Here is a 19,787-nt window from a genome sequence, read left to right as displayed (position 1 = left end):
GTGATGCGGGCGGGATCTTGTGCTCTCGGGCCAACCGTCTGATGTAGGCGCTCGTGAACGGAGACATCCGCTCGACCTCGGTAGGCCCGATGTTGGCACGCAGGGCAGCAACCACAGCCGCAATCACCTCCTGACGCGCCTTCTCGTGGGCCACTTCCGTTCGCTGGTAGCGCCGCGTAGCTGCCGCAAGCTCGGCCTTTTCATCTGCCACGTGTCGAGAGTAGCGCAACGTACTTGCGCAACTCGCGACTGTATCGCTACTCTGTTGCGCAACAGAGGTTTGATTCGGCGGGGCTTTGAGCCCCCGTAGAGAGGACACAGCAAGTGGTTGAACACGGGCAACACGCCGAAGCCGACCGAGGACCGAGCGCTGACGACATGGCCTCGATCGAGCGCGAATGGCCGCTGATCGCGGCTGAGCTTGACCTGCTCGATGCCGAGATCCTGATCCTGTCCGCCGTCGGCGGACCGTCGCCGATGGACTGGCGCCGGTTGCGTCGGGCCGAGCAGCGGGTGATGCGTGCCGCTGCTGCGCTCGGTGACCCGGTCGTGTCGACTCGGCTTGCCGCGTAGGTGCTGGTCATGGGCCGGATTCGTGCCGCGTTCTACGACCCGGAGGGTGCCCGGTGGGGCATCCCTACTTGGTGGTGGAGAGGTGCCCCCGCCGGCTACGCCACGCGGCGTCAGTTGCGGGCCGCTGGTCTGCGGCCCGGTGGTCAGCCGGTCGCCGCACAGCTCATGTGGGCCGGTGTCGGCGGGACCCGCGTCGCGTACCTGTATCGCCTCGATCTTGCCAAGCCGAAGCGCACCGCGACCCCCGCGCAGTTGCGGGCGGTGCGGGCCGCGCTGCGTGCTCGCCGGACGTGCCCAACGTGCGGAGTCGTCCGGTCGTACTGCATCCCGCGCTCGCTCGGCGAGTGCGTCGACTGTGCCTACCCGCAGGAGGTAGCAGCATGAACGGCACTACCTACACCCACCCGAGTGTCCTTGCCGGTATCGCGTCCGGTGCGAGCTGGGCCGATCCGGAGATGGACCCGACCCGGATCGACTGGCCGACCCGGCAGGCTGCCGCCGCGATCCCGTTCCGGGTGGTCGACGGGCGTCCGGTCAACCCGTGCGAGTCCACCGGCGTCCGCTACGGCCGCAACGAGCTGGGGCACTGGGGCGAGCAGGTCTGCGCCGATGCCCTGGTCGTCGCGAAGGACACCTTCGGTCGCCGCTGGATCGTCATGGTCGAGCGGGCCGACGGCCACGGGTGGGCGCTGCCCGGCGGGTACGTCGACCCGGGCGAGGACCCGACCGACGCCGCCGTGCGGGAGCTGGCCGAGGAAACCGGGTTGATCGTGGACCGCGCCGAAGAGCCGTACGTCACGATGCCGCCCCGGTACGTGCCGGACCCGCGCGCCAGCGATGAGGCGTGGATGGTCACCGTCCCGACCCGGTTCGACATCGGCGACGAGTTCTACCAGTTTCCCGCAGTCACTGGCACCGACGACGCCCGACGCGCCGCGTGGATCCTCGCCGACTCCTACGACGTGCTCACCGACCATCTGGCCACCACCTACGGCGGCACGGTGTTCGCCGCTCACCGCGACCTGCTCAACGCTGCCCTGACCGAAGGAGGTCACCTGTCATGACTGCCCCCACGATCAGCGCCTACCCGGCCGCCGTTGAAGCCCTGCTACCGGCCGCCCGGGAACTGACCGCCACACTCGGCGAAGTCCCGTCCCGGAACCGGTTGATGCGGGAATTCCGGGTGGGTTCACCGAAGGCGACCGCGCTACGCGACGCGCTCACCGCCGCCGAGTTCGCCCCTACCGCGCCGCCGGTCCCGGTGCCGGTCGACGTGCCGCCGGCTCCGCCGGTAGACCCGGCGCCGCCTACTACGGTCGCCGCGCCCGTGTCGGACCCGGCACCCGCCCCGGTGGTGACCTTGCCGGAGGTATCCGAGCCGGTCAGCCGGGACGGACACCCGGGCACCAACATCACCACCACCCCCCGGCGGGCGACGGCACCGGCCCGGCCGTGGGTTCTGCTCCTGCTGGCTGCCCCGGCGTTCGTCGCGATCTGGTCGGGGTGGGTCGGACTCGGCGGACTCACCGGGTTCGGTGTGGTCCACCCGCTGCCGGGGATCTGGGACAGCTTCTCGCTGAACACGGCGATCACGCTGCCGATCGGTGTGGAGGCGTACGCCGCGTACGCGCTTCGGGCGTGGCTGTCCGGCAGTGTTCCGGCCCGCGCTCGCCGGTTCGCGAAGTGGTCCGCGATCGGCTCGCTGTTGCTCGGCGCTCTCGGTCAGGTCGCGTACCACCTGATGGAGTCCGCCGGCATCACGGCCGCCCCGTGGTGGATCACCACCCTGGTCGCGTGCCTGCCCGTGATCGTGCTCGGCATGGGCGCCGCGCTTGCCCACCTGCTGCACAGCACCGACGACGAAGCCTGATTTCGCCCGGCGGCACGGCCCCATGGCCTGGAAACCGTTGCCGTGCCGCCGGTCCCCTTCCGATCCGAGATACCTCAGATGGAGGAAGACTCATCATGTCAAGCAATCCTGACGACCGGTTCGACTGGGACGCCGCTGAGGCTGAGGTGTTCGACCTGGACGCCGCCCGGCAAGCCCGCACCGCCGACGACACCGACGACACCGACGGCGGGCCGGTGCTGGTCGACTCGCCCGAGGCGCAGAAGGCGCCCCGGTTCACCATGGCCGGTCTGCGGGCCGGTCAGCGTCGGCCGATCCTGCCGGCCTGGCTCCGGTCCCGTGACGAGCTACGCGACGCGGTCCGCTGGACCGTCGGGCACGCCACGCACTCCACCGGCTACCACCTGCTTCGGTTGCCGAAGTACGCCGGAAAGCTTGCCGTCCGGTCGCCGCGCGGTGTCTACCGGGTCACCCGGGCAACGGTCCGGTGGCTGTTCGACCTGGAAGGTGAGCAGGTGCGGCAGGCCACTGTTCGCCGTGAGGACGCCGAGGAGTACTTGAAGCTGTCGCGGCAGCGTGACCGGCGGGTCCGGTGGCGGGGCATCGTGGCCACGTTCGGCACGGCCGTGATGCTCGCTGGTGGGATCAGCTTGGTCTTCGCTCCGTCGTGGTCGAGGTGGGGCATCCTCGCCCTGGCCGTGACCCTGTTCGGGATGATCGGTCAACCGGCCGACAAGCCGCTACTCGACACCGCCGTTGTCGTGCCCCGGGTCGCCCGACTGACCTCGGAAATCGTGATCCGGGCGCTGTCGGTGCTCGGCAACTCTGGGATCAACCAGGCGTTGCGCAAGCAGGGAAACCGGGCCATCGCGTTCACGGCGCCGATCACCCGGGACGGTCCCGGCTGGCGGGCCGAACTCGACCTACCGCCCGGTGTGACGGCCGGGGACATCGCCGAGGAACGCGAACGCCTCGCCTCTGGGCTGACCCGCCCGCTGGGCTGTGTATGGCCGGAGGGTCGGCCGGAGGTGCACCCGGGCCGGTTGGTGTTGTGGGTCGGGGATCAGGACATGGCCGCCGCGCCGTTGAAGGCGTGGCCGCTGGTCAAGGCCGCGAGTTTCGACGTGGCCAAGCCGCTGCCGTTCGGCACCGACCCGCGCGGCCGGACCGTGTCGATCGAACTGCCGTACACCAACATCCTGATCGGCTCGATCCCCGGCTACGGCAAGACCGGCGCCATCGGGGTGCCGCTGTTCGCCGCATCGCTCGACCCGTACGCCGAGATCTGGGCGTTCGACTTCAAGGGCACCGGCGGACTGGACCCGCTCGCGAAGGTCGCGGCCCGGTTCGCGTCCGGGCAGGACGACGAAACCGCCGAAGCTGGCCTGCTCGCCCTGCGGGAGCTGCGCAAGGAATGCCAGCGACGCGCCGCCGTCATCAAGGGCCTACCGAAGACCGTCTGTCCGGACAACAAGGTCACGCCAGAGTTGGCGCGGCGTAAGGGGTTGGGGCTGCACTGGCTGGTTGTCGGGCTGGACGAGATCCAAGAGCTGTTCTCGCACCCGGAGTTCGGCAAGGAAGCCGGGGAACTGGCCGAGAAGATCATCAAGCTGGGTCGGGCACTCGGTGTGATCCTGCTCCTGGCGACTCAGCGGCCGGACGCCAAGTCCCTGCCGACCGGGGTGTCCGCGAACGCCGGTACCCGGTTCTGTCTGAAGGTGATGGGGCAGACGGAGAACGACATGGTGCTCGGCACCAGCGCCTACAAGAACGGGATCCGGGCCACCATGTTCGCGAAGAAGGACAAGGGTGTCGGCTACCTGGTCGGCACGGCCGACGACGCGCAGATCGTTCGGACGTTCTACATCAACGGCCCGACCGCCGAGAGGATCACCGACCGGGCACGCGCGCTGCGAGAAGCCGCCGGGACGCTGACCGGCCACGCGGCCGGGCAGGCCGCCGAAACCCCGGCTGCCCGGCGGGACACCCTGTTGGACGACGTCCTGTCGGTGGTGCCGGCCGATGAGCCGAAGGTGTGGGCCGAAACCCTGGTTGAGCGGCTGTCCGGGTTGCGGCCGGACGCGTACGGCGACCTCACGGCCGATCAGCTTCGGGCGACGCTCAAGCCGTACGGGATCACGACCGGTCAGGTGTGGGGCACCGACCCGGTCACCGGCAGGGGCGCCAACCGGCGTGGTATCGAGCGGGTCGACGTCGTCAATGCGGTTGCGGAGCGTAACAAGCGTCGTGGAGACAAAGCCGCCTAAGGCGGACAGTGATGGTCGCTAGGTCTAGCGGCGCCCCCCGCTAGACCTAGCACCCCCGCTAGCGCCACACACATTCCCTGGCCAGCGCCCTATTCCCTAGCGGCGCCAGCCTTCTGCACCCTCAAACCGTCTCGTGGAGGCATTCCGTGACCCCCATGATCCTGCTCGCTAGCCTCATCCTCGCCGGTTACACAGCGTGGTACATCGTGCTGTGCTCGGTTGCGCCGTTCGGCCAGTGCCGACGCTGCTCCGGCCGCCGCAACAGCCTGGCCCGGCGGCACCGGGACTGCCGGTGGTGCGACGGCACCGGCCGCCGCGTGCGAATCGGCCGCCGGCTGTACGACTACTTCCGCGCCGAGCATGAGCGGGGCACTCGATGAAGCGCCGGCCGACCCCGCACACCGACTGGTGTCCCCGCGACCACCGCTGCAACCTCGGCGAGCACCGGTCGGAGGAAATGGTGGTCGACCTGCCCGGCTACGGCCGAGCCGTACTCAACCGCGTTGCCACCGACTACGGCACCGGCCACGCCGAGATCCGTATCCGTGTCGTGCTCGACCCGGCCGAGCCGGCCGCCCGCCGGCAACTGGCCACGATGCTGACCGACCTCCGCGCCCTGGTCATCCGCGTCGCGATCTCCGCCCGGCCGACACCGGCTCGCCGGGGCCGGTGGTGATCCGGAATCCGCCGGGCCGGTGCCGGCACTGGATCGGCCCGGCCGCCCGGCACTGCGACAGCACGGAGCAGGTCCGGCTGTTCCTGTACGGCCCGCGCTGCCCACAGCACACCCCGGCAACGGTCGCCGGACGGCCGGAAGCACCCGCCACGCACGAACTGATCGGATCGGAGAGAACCATGCTCGACCTGCTCGCCCCCGCGCTGCGGTACGCCGAACGAGGGTGGCCGGTGTTCATGCTCGCAAGGTCGAAGCGGCCGGTGGCGAACTGCCTGCCGTGCCGTGACGCCGACGACAATCACGACCCGGCCGCCTGTGACTGCCTGACCTGTCACGGCTTCTACGCCGCTACCACCGACCCGGAGCAGGTGGCCGCGATCGTGACGGCTGTTCCCGGTGGACAACTCGCGTTGCGGACCGGTACGGCCTCCGGGGTGGTGGTGGTCGACGTCGACCCGCGCCACGGTGGCGACGACACCATGACCACCCTGATCGGCGCCGGACTGCTGCCGCCGACCGCGCATGTGGTCACCGGGTCCGGTGGGCGGCACCTGTACTACCGGCACCCCGGCCGCCCGGTGGTGTCCCGGCCGATGCCCGGCCGCCCCGGTATCGACATCAAGGCCGACGGCGGGTACGTCGTCCTGCCCCCGTCGGTGCATCCGGCCACCGGCCGCCCGTACCGGTGGATGCCGGGTCGGCCCATGGAGGAGATGCCCCCCGCGCTGGTAGCGGCGTGCGAACCAGCCCCGGCGGCACCGACCGCGCCGGTCGGACCGATCAACACACACGCGACGGGGGGCATCTCCCATCCCGACCGGCTACTCGCCGCGCACCTCGACGCGGTGACCAGCGCCCCGGAAGGCGCCCGGCGGACCACGTTGTACGGCGCGGCCCGGGGTGTCGCCCGGATGGTCGCCGCGCACGCCATCGACCAGGCCGACGCCGTCACCGCGCTGACCATCGCCGGACGGCGGGCCGAGCAGACCGACCGGGACATTCGTGCCGCCATCCGTGGCGGATTCCGAGCTGAGGGAGTCGCAGCATGAACCAGAACACCTTGCCGACCGGCCACCGGATCGACGGCGCGGCGATCCTGGACGACCTCCACGCATGCCTGACCCGGTACGTCATCCTCCCGTCCGCCGAAGCGGTCGACGCGGTCGTGTTGTGGGTGGCAGCGACGCACGCACAGACCGCCTGGGCGCACGCCCCCCGCCTGGTGATCCGGGCGCCGGAGAAGCGATGCGGGAAGTCCCGACTGCTCGACGTGGTGGAAGGCACCTGTCACAACCCACTGATCACCGTCAACGCCAGCCCTGCCGCCGTTTACCGCGCCATCGGCACCGACCACCCGCCGACCCTCCTGGTCGATGAGGCAGACACCATCTTTGGCGGGAAGAACGCCGAAGCCAACGAAGACCTACGCGGACTTTTGAATGCCGGACACCAGCGCAACCGGCCCGCGATCCGCTGGGACAACAACACCCACAGCCTGGAAAAGATCCCGACGTTCGCCATGGCAGCGCTCGCCGGTATCGGCGCCATGCCCGACACCATCGAAGACCGCGCCGTAGTCGTCCGGATGCGCCGCCGGGCGCCGGGTGAGACGGTCGCGCCGTACCGGCACCGTCGCGACAGTCCGGCGCTGCGTCGACTCGCCGAGCGGCTGACCGAATGGCTCGGCGCTCACCTGGTCGACCTGGAAGCGGCGGAACCGTCGATGCCGGTCGAAGACCGCGCCGCCGACACCTGGGAACCCCTGGTAGCTGTCGCCGATCTGGCCGGAAGCAGGTGGCCGCAACGCGCCCGCCTCGCGGTCACCACCCTCACCGCAGAATCCGACGACGCGGGAAACGTCTCCAACCGCATCCGGCTACTCGCAGACATCCGCACCGCGTTCACCGTGCTCGGCGAACCGGGCGCAGCATCCACAAGCGACCTGCTGACCGTGCTCAACGGCGACGACGAAGCGCCCTGGTCGGACAGCGGACCCGCCGGACTCACCGGGAAGCGACTCGGCGACCTGCTCCGCGACTTCGGCATCACCTCGACCAAGCTCCGGTTCCCCGTCGGACAGGCCAAGGGCTACACCCGAGACGCCTTCACCGACGCGTGGAACCGGTACTGCCCGGCACCGCCCGCCGAGCAACGCGAGACACCCTCCACCGGGGTATCCGTACCATGCGTACCAAGCTCCTTTTCCCAGGTCAACCCTGGTACGGATTGCCTGCCTGGTACGCATCAAAGCGTACCGGCACACCAATCCGTACCAGCCCTGAGCAGCCAAAACCACCTTGGTACGCATGGTACGGATACCCCCCGGCCACGCGTCACCGGCCGCCGCGCATGACCGCCCGACCGGCCGCCGAACCGGCCCCCTCAGAAGCCCTGGGAGCGTTCGGCCCATCCATAGATACCGACCGATCGCAGATCTTGCCGCTACGGCTCTCTCAGACCCGGTCCCAAACGGTCTGTGTCGCGTCGACCCCCGGACCCTTCGCTGACCACCAGCCGAGCGGAAAGGCGCCCACGATGCACGTCAAGGCTCTCTACCGCGTCTCCGAAGCCATGGCGCTACTCAGCATGAGCCGGACCGTCATCTACGAGCAGATGCGCGCGGGTCGGCTCCGCTACGTCCGGCAGGGCACCGACCGGCGCATCCCCGCTAGCGCCATCACGGAGTACGTCGCGCTACTGGAACGCGAAACCGCACGAGGAGTTGCCGCCTGATGAGTAAGCGTCGAAGCCGTGGTGACGGTGGCCTGCACTGGGACGAAGCCCGCCAGCGCTGGATTGCCTCCGTCACCACCGGCTACACCCCCGCCGGAAAGCGCATCGTCCGGCGGGGCAGCGGCAAGACCAAGACCGAAGCCAAGAACAAGCTGAAGGAAGTACTCCGCGACCACGAAGACGGACTTACCATCGCGCCGCACGGCGTCACCGTTGCCGACGCGGTAACCGACTGGCTCACGTACGGACTCAATGGACAGTCGGACAGCACGAAGGAGAACTACTCGAACCTTGCCCGGACTCACATCATCCCGAAGCTTGGCGCCCGTAAGCTGCGCGAACTCAGCGCGGAAGAGGTTGACCGGTGGTTGGCTGATCTCGCAAAAGAGTTGAGCACACGCAGTGTTCGACTTTTGCATTCGCTGTTGAATCGCGCCATCACCCGCGCCATGGCACGAGACAAGGTGAAGCGGAACGTGGTAGCGCTGTGCTCGATCCCGAGAGGGCAGGAGGGACGCCCCTCGAAATCACTCACCCTCGACCAGGCGAAAGCGATTCTCAAAGCGGCTGAGGACACCCGGCTCTATGCCTACGTCGTGCTCTCACTCCTGACCGGCGCCCGCACCGAGGAACTACGAGCGCTCACCTGGGAGCATGTCGACCTGGACGGCGACCCGGAAGCGACTCCCCCGGTACCGCCCACCATCGAGGTATGGCACTCGGTGCGTGCCGGTGGCGACACCAAGACCCGGAAGTCACGGCGCACTCTCGCCCTACCGCTGCGGTGCGTCAAGGCGCTCAAGAGCCACCGAGAGCGCCAGCGGCACGACCGGGAGAAGGCCGGGAAGGACTGGCAACCGGGCCGCATCGTGTTCACCACTACGGTCGGCACCGAGTTGGACGCTGCGAACGTCCGGCGCGCGTTCCGCCGGGTAGCCACCAGGGCCGGACTCGACGCGGCCCGCTGGACGCCCCGGGAACTGCGGCACAGCTTCGTGTCGGTGCTCTCCGACAGCGGCGTAAGCATCGAGGACATCGCCGACCTGTGCGGCCACTCGGGCACCACGGTCACGGAGACGGTCTACCGGCACCAGCTACGGCCCGTGTTACTCAACGGCGCGGTAGCCATGGACCGGATCTTTGACCCCGGACCACCGAAGCCAGCACCGTAGTCACTCAGTTAGACACTCGGGAATGACAAGAGGGCATATCCATCGATGAGATATGCCCTCTGACCTCTGTCGGGACGGCCGGATTCGAACCGACGACCCCTTGACCCCCAGTCAAGTGCGCTACCAAACTGCGCCACGTCCCGTTGCTGCCATTCGGTACTCCGTACGACAGCCGGTACAGCGTAGCGCAGGCCTGTTTCGTACGCGCACAGGCCCACCGTCCTCCGTCGACCCCCTCGGTCCGTTGCGCCCCCCGCACACACCCCCTACCCATCCTAGGAAGATAGGCTGTATCAAACTGACTGGAGTGGAACGGCAGTGGCCCCGCCGGTGCCGCCCGGCAGGGCCACTACGACGACCCGGCAGGGCCGTAACGGTCAGGCGCGCACGGACCGGTGACGACTCGACAAGCACCGGTACGACGAGACGACTCAGCCGTGCGGCTTTCCGCGTCCGCCCGCGCCGATCTTCTTCCTCGGCTTCACCGACACCTCCACCGGGCTGCCGACGAAGCCGAACTCCTCCCGGAGCTTGCGTTCGATGAACCGCTGGTAGCCGGCGTCGAGCGGGGCGGTGGTGAAGAGCACGAAGCGCGGCGGGGAGATGCCCGCCTGGGTGGCGAAGAGGATCCGAGGCGCCCGACCACCGCGCACCGGGTGCGGTGTCGCCTGCACCAGGGCGGTGAGCCACTGATTGAGCTGTCCGGTCGGTACCCGCGTCTCCCAGCTCGCCAGGGCGGTACGCAGCGCCGGCGCGAGCTTGTCCACGGCCCGGCCGGTCTTGGCCGAGACGTTCACCCGGATCGCCCAGGGGATCCGGCGCAACTCCCGCTCGATCTCCTTGTCCAGGTAGTAACGCCGGTCCTCGTCGACCAGGTCCCACTTGTTGAAGGCGATGACGAGAGCCCGACCCGTCTCGGTGACCGTGGTCAGGATCCGCTGGTCCTGCTCACTGATCGGCTCGCTGGCGTCGAGCAGCACGACCGCCACCTCCGCCGCCTCGATCGCGGCGGCGGTACGCAGGCTGGCGTAGTACTCCGTACCGCTGGCCTTGCCCACCCGCTTGCGCAGGCCCGCGGTGTCGACCAGTTGCCAGGTCTCTCCGCCGATCTCCACCAGGCTGTCGACCGGATCCACGGTGGTGCCGGCGACGGCGTCCACCACCGACCGCTCCTCCTTGGCGAGCCGGTTGAGCAGACTGGACTTGCCCACGTTGGGACGGCCGACCAGGGCCACCCGGCGCGGCCCTCGCGGACCGGCCTCCCTGATCGGCGGCGCGTCCGGCAGCGCCTCGAGGATCGCGTCCAGCAGGTCACCTGCGCCTCGACCATGCAACGCGGAGACCGGACGTGGCTCGCCGAGTCCGAGCGACCACAACGACGTCGCCTCGACCTCCGTGGCCGCGTTGTCCGCCTTGTTGGCGATGAGCAGGACCGGCTTGGCACTGCGCCGCAGCATCCGTACCGCCGCCTCGTCGACGTCGGTGGCACCGACCACGGCATCGACCACGAACAGCACCACGTCGGCCGTCGCGACGGCGATCTCCGCCTGGGCCGCGATCGCGCCGGCCCGGTCCTTCGCGTCCGGCTCCCAACCGCCGGTGTCGACCACCGTGAACTGCCGGCCCGACCACTGCGCGTCGTACGGAATCCGGTCCCGGGTCACTCCGGGGGTGTCCTCCACGACCGCCTGCCGCCGACCGATGATCCGGTTCACCAGGGTCGACTTGCCGACGTTCGGACGTCCGACGACGGCAACCACCGGCATCGGACCGGTCGCCTCGTCCTCGTCGACGTCCGGCTCCCGCAGTTCGATCCAACCGTCCCCCGCGCTCACGCCGCCTCCTTGCCCTGCCGGGTACGACCCCGGTCCGCTACCTCACCGATCCAGCCAAACCACCGGGTCACTGGCCCGGCCGCCGTCCGGCGAGCAGTTCCTGCAGCCGGGCCACGACCTCGGCGACGCCCAGTGCGGTGGTGTCCAGCTCCACCGCGTCCGGCGCCTGTCGCAGCGGATCGGCGGTCCGAGTGGAATCGAGCCGGTCACGCCGGGCGAGGTCGGCCGCGGTGGCCGAGATGTCTGTTGCGTTCTCCGCGCTGCGCCGGTGCGCCCGTGCCTCGGCCGAGGCGGTCAGGTAGACCTTGAGGTCGGCGTCCGGCGCCACCACCGAGCCGATGTCCCGGCCCTCCACCACGATCCGACCGGCTGCCTCGATGATCTCCCGCTGCAGCGCGACGAGCTGTTCCCGTACGGCGGGCACCGCCGAGACCGCCGACACCGCGGCCGTCACCTCGGGCCCCCGGATGTCCCGGTCGATGGCGATTCCGTCCGCCGTCACGCTCGGCGCCTCCGGATCCACCCCGATCTTGAGATCTGTCTCTCCCGCCACCTTGGTGACCGCCTCGGCGTCCTGCGGGTCGACCCCGGACCGCAGCACCGCCCAGGTCACCGCCCGGTACATCGCCCCGGTGTCCAGGTAGCGAGCGTCGAGCGCGGTTGCCAGCCGCCGGGAGACGGTGGACTTTCCCGAACCGGACGGGCCATCCACGGCGACCACACATCGCCTGGTCCGTTCCTTTTCCGCCACCGTTCTCTCCTTCACCGATCAAGGGGCAATCTGCCCGGCTCTGCCGAGTCGTGCGGGCAGCCGGCCGTGGCGGCGCCTCCGCGTTTCGCTGTCCATCATGCCCCGTCCGCCGTACCGGCCCGCGCCCGACCGGTCCCCGCCGCCCTTGGGACGAGTGCCGGCCCGCGTCCGACCGGTGACGCCGCCACGGGGACGAGTGCCGGCCCGACACCGAACGGTTCACGCGTCCGACAGCGGACGGCCAACCGGGTCGCCCCGGACCGGCCGGCCGAGTCCGACAGCGGCACCGACTCAGCGGCCGCCCGCACCCCCGCGCACCCGCGACCAGGGTCTGCCCGGAGCCGGGGCCACACCGACCAGGGTCGCCGCCGCACGCCACGGGGCGTCCAGGCCACGTCCGAGGGCCTCCAGCCTCAGTCGCCGACCGCCTTGAAGAGGGCAGCGACCTCGGCGTTCGTCAACCGACGGGTACGACCGGGGCGCAGGTCGCCGAGCCGGATCGGACCGATGGCGGTACGGATCAGCCGTGACACAGGATGTCCGACCTCGTCCAACAGCCTCCGTACGATGTGATTGCGCCCTTCGTGCAGGGTCAACTCCACCTGGGCCGTACGTCCCAGGGTGTCCACGAGGCGGAAATCGTCCACCCGTGCCGGGCCGTCCGCCAACTCGACCCCGGCCATGAGCCGCCGGCCGGCGGTACGGGCCAGTGGCCCCGCCACCTCGCACAGATACGTCTTCGACACCCCGTACGACGGATGCATCAGCCGATGCGCGAGCGTGCCGTCGTTGGTGAGAAGCAGCAGTCCCTCACTGTCGGCATCGAGCCGTCCGACGTGGTAGACCCGCTCCTCGACCCGGCCGAGGAAGTCTCCCAGCGCGGTGCGCCCCTTCTCGTCCGCCATCGTCGAGACGACACCACGCGGCTTGTTCATCGCCAGGTAGATCAGGCGGGTGTCGGTGACCAGCCGCTCGCCGTCGACGTAGATGACTGCGGTACTCGGATCGACCTTGTCGCCGAGTTGGGCGACCTCCCCGTCCACGGTGACCCGGCGCCGGAAGATCAGGTCCTCGCAGGCACGTCGGGAGCCGACGCCGGCGGCGGCGAGCACCTTCTGGAGGCGCTCGGCGCCGGGGGCGCCGCGGTTGTCATCGTGGGGCATCTGCAATCTCTTCCACGTCGTCGGGCAGGAACGGGGCCAGCGGCGGTAGTTGGTCGACGGTGTCGAGTCCGAGTTTCTCCAGGAACAGCGTCGTCGTCCGGTACAGGAAGGCGCCGCTCTCCGGCTCGGTGCCACACTCCTGAACCAGGCCGCGGGAGACCAGGGTACGGATCACCCCGTCGCAGTTGACACCCCGGATGGCCGAGATCCTCGATCGGGTCACCGGTTGCTTGTAGGCAACCACCGCCAGTGTCTCCAGCGCCGCCTGGGTCAACCGCACGGACTGCCCGTCCAATACAAAGCGCTCGACGTAGGCCGCGTATTCCGGCCGGGTGTAGAGACGCCAGCCACCCGCCGCCCGGCGTAGCTCGAAACCGTGCCCCGCCGCCGTGTAGTCGCGGGCCAGTTGATCCAGGGTCGTCGACACCCGTTGAGTCGGCTGTTCCAGGACCTGCGCCAGCAGGATCTCCGCGACCGGCTCGTCCACCACCAGCAGGATGGCCTCCAGGGCCCCGCGCAGTTCGTCGTCATCGACCAGCGCCGGCGTCTCAGGCTGCCGGCCGGGCACGCCGGGCGCCCGCGCCGCCGCCGGCTCCCGGTCCGCCTCCGCGCCCTCGTCCCCGGGTACGTCGACAGCGTCCGTCGGCGACGCGTCGGATCCCTCGGCCGTGAACGGCCCTGCCGGGTCCTCCCCGACCGCCGGCTGCGCCAATTCCGCAACGCTCCGCTCGCCGGCCAGTTCCTGACCACCAGCCAGTCCCGGAGCCGCAGAATCCTGCACCACCGGCTCCTCGACCACCGGACCCTGGGCCACCGGCTCCTGAGCCGGCACACCCTCAGCCGACGGATCGTGGGCCGCCACACCCTCAGCCGGCACAGCCTCAGACGGCGGATCCTGAGCCGGCGGATCCTGAGCCGGCGGATCCTCGGCGCTGACCGGTCCGGGGGCCGACAACTCGGAGGACGGCGAGTCCGTAGCGGGCTCGGTCGGTGGTGGGGGCGTGGGCGCCCGTTCCCAGGGCGGTACCCAGGCCGCCGCCTGCTCGGCCAGGGAGTCCGGCCGCTTCTCGCTGGTCACCCTGCCTCCTCGTTCGTCGTCGTCTCGTCGTCGTCCGCCGCCGCATCCGGCTCGGTACCGGATGGCTCGGTACCGGATGGCTCGGTACCGGATAGCTCGGTACCGGATAGCTCGGTACCTGATAGCCCAGTACCGGATAGCCCAGTACCGGATAGCCCAGTGCCGGATGGCCCGGTGCTGGGCAGCTCGGCACCGGGCAGCCCGGCACGGGGCGGCTCGGTCGCGGAACTCGGCGCTACCGTCCCGTCCGGGGCGGGCGCTCCGGCGTACTCGTCGATCTCCAGCTCGGTTCCGCCGTCCTCGGGACCGGTCCACCGTACGGTGAGCTCGCCGAGCGCCTCGACCTGGGAGAACCCGACCAGGCCCTCCCGGTACAACTCGAGCAGCGCCAGGAACCGGGCGACCACTTCGAGGGTGGACTCACAATCGGCGCAGAGCACCCGAAATGTCGCCGTACCGGCCCGACGCAGTCGATCCCGCAACAGCGCCGCGTGCTCGCGGACGCTGACCCGCACCATGTGCACGTGGTCGATGGAGACCATCGGGATCTGTTTCGGGGTCATCGCCTTGATCGCCAGCGCGGCGAGCCGTTGGACCCCGATGCCGAGCACCAGGTCGGGCAGCGCCTCGGCGTAGCGGGGCTCCAGGGTCACCGCACGCGGGTACCGACGTGATCCCACCGCCTCCTGCTCGGCGATGTGCGCCGCGGCCTCCTTGAACGCCTTGTACTGGAGCAGCCGGGCGAAGAGCAGGTCCCGGGCCTCCAGCAGGGCGAGGTCGTCCTCGTCCTCGACCTGGGCCGCCGGCAGCAGTCGGGCGGCCTTGAGATCGAGCAGGGTCGCGGCGATGACCAGGAACTCGCTCGCCTCGTCGAGGTCCCAGGCGTCGCCCATCGCCCGGATGTAGGCGATGAACTCGTCGGTCACCTGGTGCAACGCGACCTCGGTCACATCGAGCTTGTGCTTGCCGATGAGCTGGAGCAGCAGGTCGAAGGGCCCGGTGAAGTTCGCCAGCCGTACGGTGAAGCCGCCCGCCGACTCGGGCTCGTCCGTCGCCGGTCCCGCCTCGCCGGTCGGCGGGCGGGTCACGATCGCATGATCGTCGGCCGCACGGTCGTCAACCGCATGGTCGTCGGCAACGGTCGCGGCGGACGACGCCGGGTCCGGCGAAGACGTGGCAGCGGGCGGGGAACTCACCCGACGACCGTAGTCCACCGGTTCCGGCCCATCGGCTACCAGCGTCGCTCCGGTACCGTCACTCACCCGATGATCCTCAGCACGGCGGGCATCGACCCGAGCCCGGGAAACGAAAAAGACACCGGCCGGCGTCGGCCGGGCCGGAACCGCGCACCGGAGTTACCGGTCGCGCTCGGCCTGCGCGGCGATCACCTCTCGGGCCAGCTGGCGGTAGTTGCGGGCGCCGGAGGAGGCCGGGTCCAACGTGGTGATCGGCGCGCCGGCGACCGTCGACTCCGGGAACTTGACGGTCTTGGTGATCACCGTCTGGTAGACCTTGTCGCCGAACGCCTCGACCACCCGTTGCAGCACCTGGCGACAGTGTGTGGTGCGGCTGTCGTACATGGTGGCGAGGATGCCTTCCAACTCCAGGTCGAAGTTGAGCCGTTCGCGGACCTTGTCGATGGTGTCCAGCAGGAGGGCCACCCCGCGGAGGCTGAAGAACTCGCACTCCAGCGGGATGAGCACGCTGTGCGCCACGGTGAGCGCGTTGATGGCGAGCAGGCCCAGCGACGGCTGGCAGTCGATCAGGACGTAGTCGTACTCCTTGCGGATCGACTTGAGCACCCGGGCCAGCGCCATCTCCCGGGCCACCTCGTTGACCAGTTGGATCTCGGCCGCCGAGAGGTCGATGTTGGCCGGCAGCAGGTGCAGCCCGGCCACGTCCGTCTTGATCAGGACGTCTTCGGGAGCGATGTCCTCCTGCATCAGCAGGTTGTAGACCGACAGGTCGAGGTTGTGCGGGTTGACGCCGAGACCGACCGACAGCGCGCCCTGCGGGTCGAAGTCGACCAGCAGCACCCGGCGGCCGTACTCGGCCAGCGCGGCGCCAAGGTTGATGGTCGTGGTGGTCTTGCCGACGCCACCCTTCTGGTTGGCCATCGCGAGGATCCGCGCCGGACCGTGCTGGTCAGTCGGCATGGGTTCCGGGATCGGTTTGCGTATCGTGTAAGCGGCCGGATCCGCGGGCCCCAACTCGGCGCCGAGGTCCAGGGCGGACTGCTGCTCGCGCAGGCTCGAGGTCCACGCCTCGGCACGGTCACTGTTTCCAGCCATGTCCTCGTACGCCCCCTCCCGACGACTGCCCGGCAACGGAGCCGAACGGTGTCCTGTGCGGCGCCGCCGCGAACCTCGGTTGCCGTCTCACGAGGCCGCGCCGGACCCGACTCTACGCCACGTCGCGGCACCGTAGCGGGCACCGTCTCGGCGTGTCGACCCGGCGGAAAGCCAGCATGGACGTTCGGCGGAGGCGACGGCCGGATGACGCGTTCAGTCACGCGCCCGGGGATGCGCGGTGGCGTAGACCTCCCTGAGCCGCTCCACCGTCACCAGCGTGTAGACCTGGGTGGTGGTGACCGACGCGTGGCCGAGCAGTTCCTGCACCACCCGGACGTCCGCGCCGCCGTCGAGCAGATGGGTGGCGTACGAGTGCCGCAGGGTGTGTGGGGACACCGCCCCCGGCCCGTCCACCGGCAGCCCGGCCCGCCCGGCGGCCCCGCGCAGGATGGTCCAGGCGCTCTGCCGGGACAGTGGGCCGCCCCGGGCGTTGAGGAAGACCGTCGGGACGCCCCGGCCGGCGGCGGCGAGCATCGGCCGGGCCCGGACCAGATAGGCGCGCAGCGCCTCGGCGGCGTACCCACCGACCGGAACCAGTCGGCTCCGGCCACCCTTGCCGTGCAGCAGCACCGACCCGTCCACCAGATCCAGGTCGTCGACGGCCGCGCCGACGGCCTCGGAGATCCGCGCGCCCGTGCCGTACAGGAATTCCAGCAGTGCCCGGTCCCGCAGCGGCAACGCGGCCCGGGGTCCCGTCGCCGTACCCGTTCCCGCCGTCTCCAGCAGTCGCACCACCTCGGTCACGTCGAGCGCCCGGGGCAGCCGGCGGGGCGGGACCGGCGGCCGTACGTCCCGGCTGGCGTCCTGGCCGACCAGGCCCTCGCGGACCGCGAAGCGGTGCAGGCCGCGGACCGCGCTGGCGGCCCGGGCGGCGGAGGCCGCGGCGAGCGGCGGACGACCGTCGTCGCCCGCCCGCAACCGGGCCACGTGCCCGGCGATCTCCGCCGACCCGACCGCCGCCAGGTCCTCGACACCGCCCGCGGCCAGCGTCGCCAGATACCGCTCCAGATCCCGCCGGTACGACGAGAGCGTGTTGGTCGACAGCCCGCGCTCGACGGTGAGGTGGTCGAGGTAGCCACGCACGGCACGCCGCAGGGCCGGCGACGGTTCGGGCCCGTCACCGGCCGGATCCGGCTCCCCGGTCAGCGCTACGCCCCGTCGTCCGGAGCCGCTGCCCACGGCGTTCCGGGGCCACCCGCCGCGCGCCTCATCCGAGGGCGTCCGCCAGGGGCAGGACGCCCATCCCGTGCGCCTCGGCGACCGGGCCGTAGGTGACCTGTCCATCGTGGGTGTTCAGGCCCAGCGCCAGGGCCGGGTCCCGGCGCAGTGCCTCGCGCCAGCCCCGGTTGGCCAGTTCCAGCGCGTACGGCAGGGTGACGTTGGTCAGCGCGTACGTGCTGGTGTGCGGGACCGCACCGGGCATGTTCGCTACGCAGTAGAAGAGCGAGTTGTGCACCGGGTAGACCGGCTCGTCGTGCGTGGTCGGCCGCGAGTCCTCGAAGCAGCCGCCCTGGTCGATCGAGATGTCGACGAGCACGCTGCCCGGCTTCATCCGGGAGACGAGGTCGTTGCTGATCAGGGTGGGTGCCTTGGCACCGGGTACCAGCACCGCGCCGATCACCAGGTCGGCGTCGAGGACGGCCCGTTCGATCTCGTACGTGTTCGACGCCACCGTCTGGAGATGCCCCCGGTAGATCGCGTCGGCCTGACGCAACTGCCCGACGGCCCGGTCCAGCAGCAGCACCTCGGCCTGCAGACCGAGCGCGATCGCCGCCGCGTTCCGGCCGGAGACCCCGGCACCGATCACGACGGTCTTGGCGGCGTAGACGCCGGAGACCCCGCCCATCAGCACCCCGCGCCCGCCCCCGCTGCGCATCAGGTGGTACGCGCCCACCTGCGGCGCCAACCGGCCGGCGACCTCGGACATCGGGGCGAGCAGCGGCAACGACCGGTCCGGCAGCTCGACGGTCTCGTACGCGATCCCGGTCACCTTCCGGTCCAGCAACGCGTCGGTGCACGCCTTGGCGGCGGCCAGGTGCAGGTAGGTGAAGAGAACCTGCCCCTCGCGCATCCGGTGGTACTCCTCGGCGATCGGCTCCTTGACCTTGAGGACCAGTTCCGCGGTGCCCCACACGTCGTCCGGGCCACCCAGAATCGTGGCACCGGCCGCCGTGAACTCGTCGTCGCTGATCGACGAACCGACGCCGGCACCGGTCTCCACGAACACCTCGTGGCCGGCGCGAACGAACTCGTGCACCCCGGCCGGGGTGATGGCCACCCGGTACTCGCGGTTCTTGATCTCGCGGGGAATTCCGACCTTCACGATTCCAGACACCTCTCTCCGGGGCTGCCGACCCCGACCGCGCGACGCGTGGCGGCTCCGTTGCCGCCGCGGCCACCGTCCCGCCCGCGGAAGTCTAGGACCACGCCGCTGACCGGACAGCCAGCACTGTGACAGCGGGTAACCGGCAACCTTGACGGTATGTCAGCCGATCCGACGCGCCAAACCCTCCGTCCCCAGTCGGACAGCGCCGCGGTGGCCCGGGTGCGGTCCGGTCATCCGCCTCGGCACCGCCCGGCGCCCGGCACCGCCCGGCGCCCGGCACCGCCCGGCGCCCGGCACCGTTCCGTCCCGGCGGGCGGCACGGCGCCCACCGGACGGGACAGCCCGGGCGACCGGGTCACGGCAGCGGCGAGTCGGCCGGGCGGAGTCCGGACCAGCCACGGTCCCGGGCACGCGCCGCGGCGAGTACCCCGGTCACGCAGGCCACGTTGGTGATCTCGCCGGCCAGCACCATCGAGACCGCGTCGTCCAGGTCGACCCGGACGACCTCCAGTTCCGCCTCCTCGTCCAGGCGCTCGTGCCGCCGGTCCGGTGGCAGCTCCGACAGCTCCCGGGCCAGGAAGATCCGGATCATCTCGTCCGAGTACCCCGGCGACGTGTGCACGTCGACCAGCAGGTCGAGCCGACCCGCGACGAGGTCGGCCTCCTCGCCGAGTTCCCGCAGCGCACTGGCCGGCAGGGCCTCCCCCGCGACGTCGACCAGTCCGGCGGGCAACTCCCAGATCACCCGGCGGAGCGGGTGCCGGTACTGCCGGATCAGCACGACCTGTCCCCGGTCGTCGAGGGCGAGCACGCCCACCGCCCCGATGTGTCGCACGTAGTCCCGGGCCACCACCCGGCCGCCCGGCATCGTCACCTGGTCGGTGACCACGGAGAAGATCTTGCCGTGGAACCGCTCCTGCCGGCCGCGCACCTCGTAGTCGTGCCCGCCGGCCGGAACGCTCACCTCGACACCGCCGCCGGGCCCGCCGCCTCCGGTGCGCCGGTCACGACGG

The 19,787-nt window shown here is 70.5% G+C and carries 20 protein-coding genes and 1 tRNA gene; 11 read left to right on the top strand and 10 right to left on the bottom strand.

Translation table 11 applies throughout. The features are described 5' to 3' along the window. The first annotated feature begins 324 nt into the window (after positions 1-324). From H4W31_RS23645 to H4W31_RS23595, 11 genes are all read left to right on the top strand, one after another. Positions 325-573 carry a DUF6284 family protein gene (locus tag H4W31_RS23645; RefSeq protein ID WP_404825615.1) on the top strand — a complete coding sequence of 83 codons (249 nt, stop codon included), beginning with the start codon at positions 325-327 and terminating at the stop codon, positions 571-573. Between the two features lie 9 nt (positions 574-582). Then, complete coding sequence (locus H4W31_RS23640) at positions 583-957, top strand: RRQRL motif-containing zinc-binding protein (protein ID WP_192768651.1); 375 nt, start codon at positions 583-585, stop codon at positions 955-957. Further along, positions 954-1,637 carry an NUDIX domain-containing protein gene (locus H4W31_RS23635; RefSeq protein WP_192768650.1) on the top strand — a complete coding sequence of 228 codons (684 nt, stop codon included), beginning with the start codon at positions 954-956 and terminating at the stop codon, positions 1,635-1,637. The genes H4W31_RS23640 and H4W31_RS23635 overlap by 4 nt, the downstream gene beginning before the upstream one ends. Beyond that, entirely contained in the window at positions 1,634-2,443 is an 810-nt protein-coding gene (locus tag H4W31_RS23630; RefSeq protein WP_192768649.1) for an ABC transporter permease, read from the top strand. The genes H4W31_RS23635 and H4W31_RS23630 overlap by 4 nt, the downstream gene beginning before the upstream one ends. 95 nt (positions 2,444-2,538) lie before the next feature. Further along, positions 2,539-4,689 carry a cell division protein FtsK gene (locus H4W31_RS23625; RefSeq protein ID WP_192768648.1) on the top strand — a complete coding sequence of 717 codons (2,151 nt, stop codon included), beginning with the start codon at positions 2,539-2,541 and terminating at the stop codon, positions 4,687-4,689. A gap of 155 nt (positions 4,690-4,844) precedes the next feature. Further along, positions 4,845-5,069, top strand: a complete 225-nt coding sequence (locus H4W31_RS23620) for a hypothetical protein (protein WP_225947031.1) — start codon at positions 4,845-4,847, stop codon at positions 5,067-5,069. Next, complete coding sequence (locus tag H4W31_RS23615; RefSeq protein WP_192768646.1) at positions 5,066-5,365, top strand: hypothetical protein; 300 nt, start codon at positions 5,066-5,068, stop codon at positions 5,363-5,365. The genes H4W31_RS23620 and H4W31_RS23615 overlap by 4 nt, the downstream gene beginning before the upstream one ends. Before the next feature lie 179 nt (positions 5,366-5,544). Beyond that, positions 5,545-6,414: a bifunctional DNA primase/polymerase gene (locus H4W31_RS23610; RefSeq protein WP_192772338.1), complete on the top strand. Its 870-nt coding sequence runs from the start codon at positions 5,545-5,547 to the stop codon at positions 6,412-6,414. After that, the gene (locus H4W31_RS23605) at positions 6,411-7,718 is read left to right on the top strand and encodes a DUF3631 domain-containing protein (protein WP_192768645.1); all 1,308 of its coding nucleotides are present in this window, start codon (positions 6,411-6,413) and stop codon (positions 7,716-7,718) included. Before H4W31_RS23610 ends, H4W31_RS23605 begins: the two co-directional genes overlap by 4 nt. A gap of 182 nt (positions 7,719-7,900) precedes the next feature. Beyond that, the gene (locus H4W31_RS23600) at positions 7,901-8,098 is read left to right on the top strand and encodes a helix-turn-helix domain-containing protein (RefSeq protein ID WP_192768644.1); all 198 of its coding nucleotides are present in this window, start codon (positions 7,901-7,903) and stop codon (positions 8,096-8,098) included. After that, positions 8,098-9,270 carry a site-specific integrase gene (locus H4W31_RS23595; RefSeq protein WP_192768643.1) on the top strand — a complete coding sequence of 391 codons (1,173 nt, stop codon included), beginning with the start codon at positions 8,098-8,100 and terminating at the stop codon, positions 9,268-9,270. Before H4W31_RS23600 ends, H4W31_RS23595 begins: the two co-directional genes overlap by 1 nt. A gap of 69 nt (positions 9,271-9,339) precedes the next feature. Here H4W31_RS23595 and H4W31_RS23590 read toward each other — a convergent pair. The 10 genes from H4W31_RS23590 to H4W31_RS23545 form a co-directional block, all read right to left on the bottom strand. Next, positions 9,340-9,413: transfer RNA gene (locus tag H4W31_RS23590), tRNA-Pro, on the bottom strand. 288 nt (positions 9,414-9,701) lie between these two features. Beyond that, positions 9,702-11,105: a ribosome biogenesis GTPase Der gene (gene der, locus H4W31_RS23585; RefSeq protein WP_318783367.1), complete on the bottom strand. Its 1,404-nt coding sequence runs from the start codon at positions 11,103-11,105 to the stop codon at positions 9,702-9,704. 67 nt (positions 11,106-11,172) lie between these two features. After that, entirely contained in the window at positions 11,173-11,856 is a 684-nt protein-coding gene (gene cmk / locus H4W31_RS23580; RefSeq protein WP_192768642.1) for a (d)CMP kinase, read from the bottom strand. Positions 11,857-12,269: 413 nt separating this feature from the next. After that, complete coding sequence (locus H4W31_RS23575) at positions 12,270-13,019, bottom strand: pseudouridine synthase (protein ID WP_192768641.1); 750 nt, start codon at positions 13,017-13,019, stop codon at positions 12,270-12,272. After that, complete coding sequence (gene scpB, locus H4W31_RS23570; protein WP_192768640.1) at positions 13,006-14,097, bottom strand: SMC-Scp complex subunit ScpB; 1,092 nt, start codon at positions 14,095-14,097, stop codon at positions 13,006-13,008. Before scpB ends, H4W31_RS23575 begins: the two co-directional genes overlap by 14 nt. Continuing rightward, entirely contained in the window at positions 14,094-15,185 is a 1,092-nt protein-coding gene (locus H4W31_RS23565) for a segregation and condensation protein A (RefSeq protein WP_318783366.1), read from the bottom strand. The genes scpB and H4W31_RS23565 overlap by 4 nt, the downstream gene beginning before the upstream one ends. A gap of 267 nt (positions 15,186-15,452) precedes the next feature. After that, a complete protein-coding gene (locus H4W31_RS23560) occupies positions 15,453-16,388 on the bottom strand; it encodes a ParA family protein (protein ID WP_192768639.1) in 936 nt (311 codons plus the stop codon). A 213-nt stretch (positions 16,389-16,601) separates the two neighbouring features. Then, entirely contained in the window at positions 16,602-17,594 is a 993-nt protein-coding gene (locus H4W31_RS23555; RefSeq protein ID WP_225947026.1) for a site-specific tyrosine recombinase XerD, read from the bottom strand. A gap of 61 nt (positions 17,595-17,655) precedes the next feature. Beyond that, the gene (ald, locus tag H4W31_RS23550) at positions 17,656-18,771 is read right to left on the bottom strand and encodes an alanine dehydrogenase (protein ID WP_192768638.1); all 1,116 of its coding nucleotides are present in this window, start codon (positions 18,769-18,771) and stop codon (positions 17,656-17,658) included. 358 nt (positions 18,772-19,129) lie between these two features. Continuing rightward, complete coding sequence (locus H4W31_RS23545) at positions 19,130-19,738, bottom strand: NUDIX hydrolase (RefSeq protein ID WP_318783365.1); 609 nt, start codon at positions 19,736-19,738, stop codon at positions 19,130-19,132. Between the last annotated feature and the right edge of the window lie 49 nt (positions 19,739-19,787).

This window comes from Plantactinospora soyae (assembly GCF_014874095.1).
GTDB lineage: Bacteria > Actinomycetota > Actinomycetes > Mycobacteriales > Micromonosporaceae > Plantactinospora > Plantactinospora soyae.
Note: the sequence above shows the minus strand (reverse complement) of the source record. Positions and strands in the feature narration are given on the sequence as shown.

Excerpts from the sequence above, each read along its gene's own strand:
- H4W31_RS23640 (WP_192768651.1), top strand. The coding sequence starts at position 583 with ATGGGCCGGATTCGTGCCGCGTTCTACGACCCGGAGGGTGCCCGGTGG.
- H4W31_RS23635 (WP_192768650.1), top strand. The coding sequence starts at position 954 with ATGAACGGCACTACCTACACCCACCCGAGTGTCCTTGCCGGTATCGCG.
- H4W31_RS23630 (WP_192768649.1), top strand. The coding sequence starts at position 1,634 with ATGACTGCCCCCACGATCAGCGCCTACCCGGCCGCCGTTGAAGCCCTG.
- H4W31_RS23625 (WP_192768648.1), top strand. The coding sequence starts at position 2,539 with ATGTCAAGCAATCCTGACGACCGGTTCGACTGGGACGCCGCTGAGGCT.
- H4W31_RS23620 (WP_225947031.1), top strand. The coding sequence starts at position 4,845 with ATGATCCTGCTCGCTAGCCTCATCCTCGCCGGTTACACAGCGTGGTAC.
- H4W31_RS23615 (WP_192768646.1), top strand. The coding sequence starts at position 5,066 with ATGAAGCGCCGGCCGACCCCGCACACCGACTGGTGTCCCCGCGACCAC.
- H4W31_RS23610 (WP_192772338.1), top strand. The coding sequence starts at position 5,545 with ATGCTCGACCTGCTCGCCCCCGCGCTGCGGTACGCCGAACGAGGGTGG.
- H4W31_RS23605 (WP_192768645.1), top strand. The coding sequence starts at position 6,411 with ATGAACCAGAACACCTTGCCGACCGGCCACCGGATCGACGGCGCGGCG.
- H4W31_RS23600 (WP_192768644.1), top strand. The coding sequence starts at position 7,901 with ATGCACGTCAAGGCTCTCTACCGCGTCTCCGAAGCCATGGCGCTACTC.
- H4W31_RS23595 (WP_192768643.1), top strand. The coding sequence starts at position 8,098 with ATGAGTAAGCGTCGAAGCCGTGGTGACGGTGGCCTGCACTGGGACGAA.
- H4W31_RS23575 (WP_192768641.1), bottom strand. The coding sequence starts at position 13,019 with ATGCCCCACGATGACAACCGCGGCGCCCCCGGCGCCGAGCGCCTCCAG.
- H4W31_RS23560 (WP_192768639.1), bottom strand. The coding sequence starts at position 16,388 with ATGGCTGGAAACAGTGACCGTGCCGAGGCGTGGACCTCGAGCCTGCGC.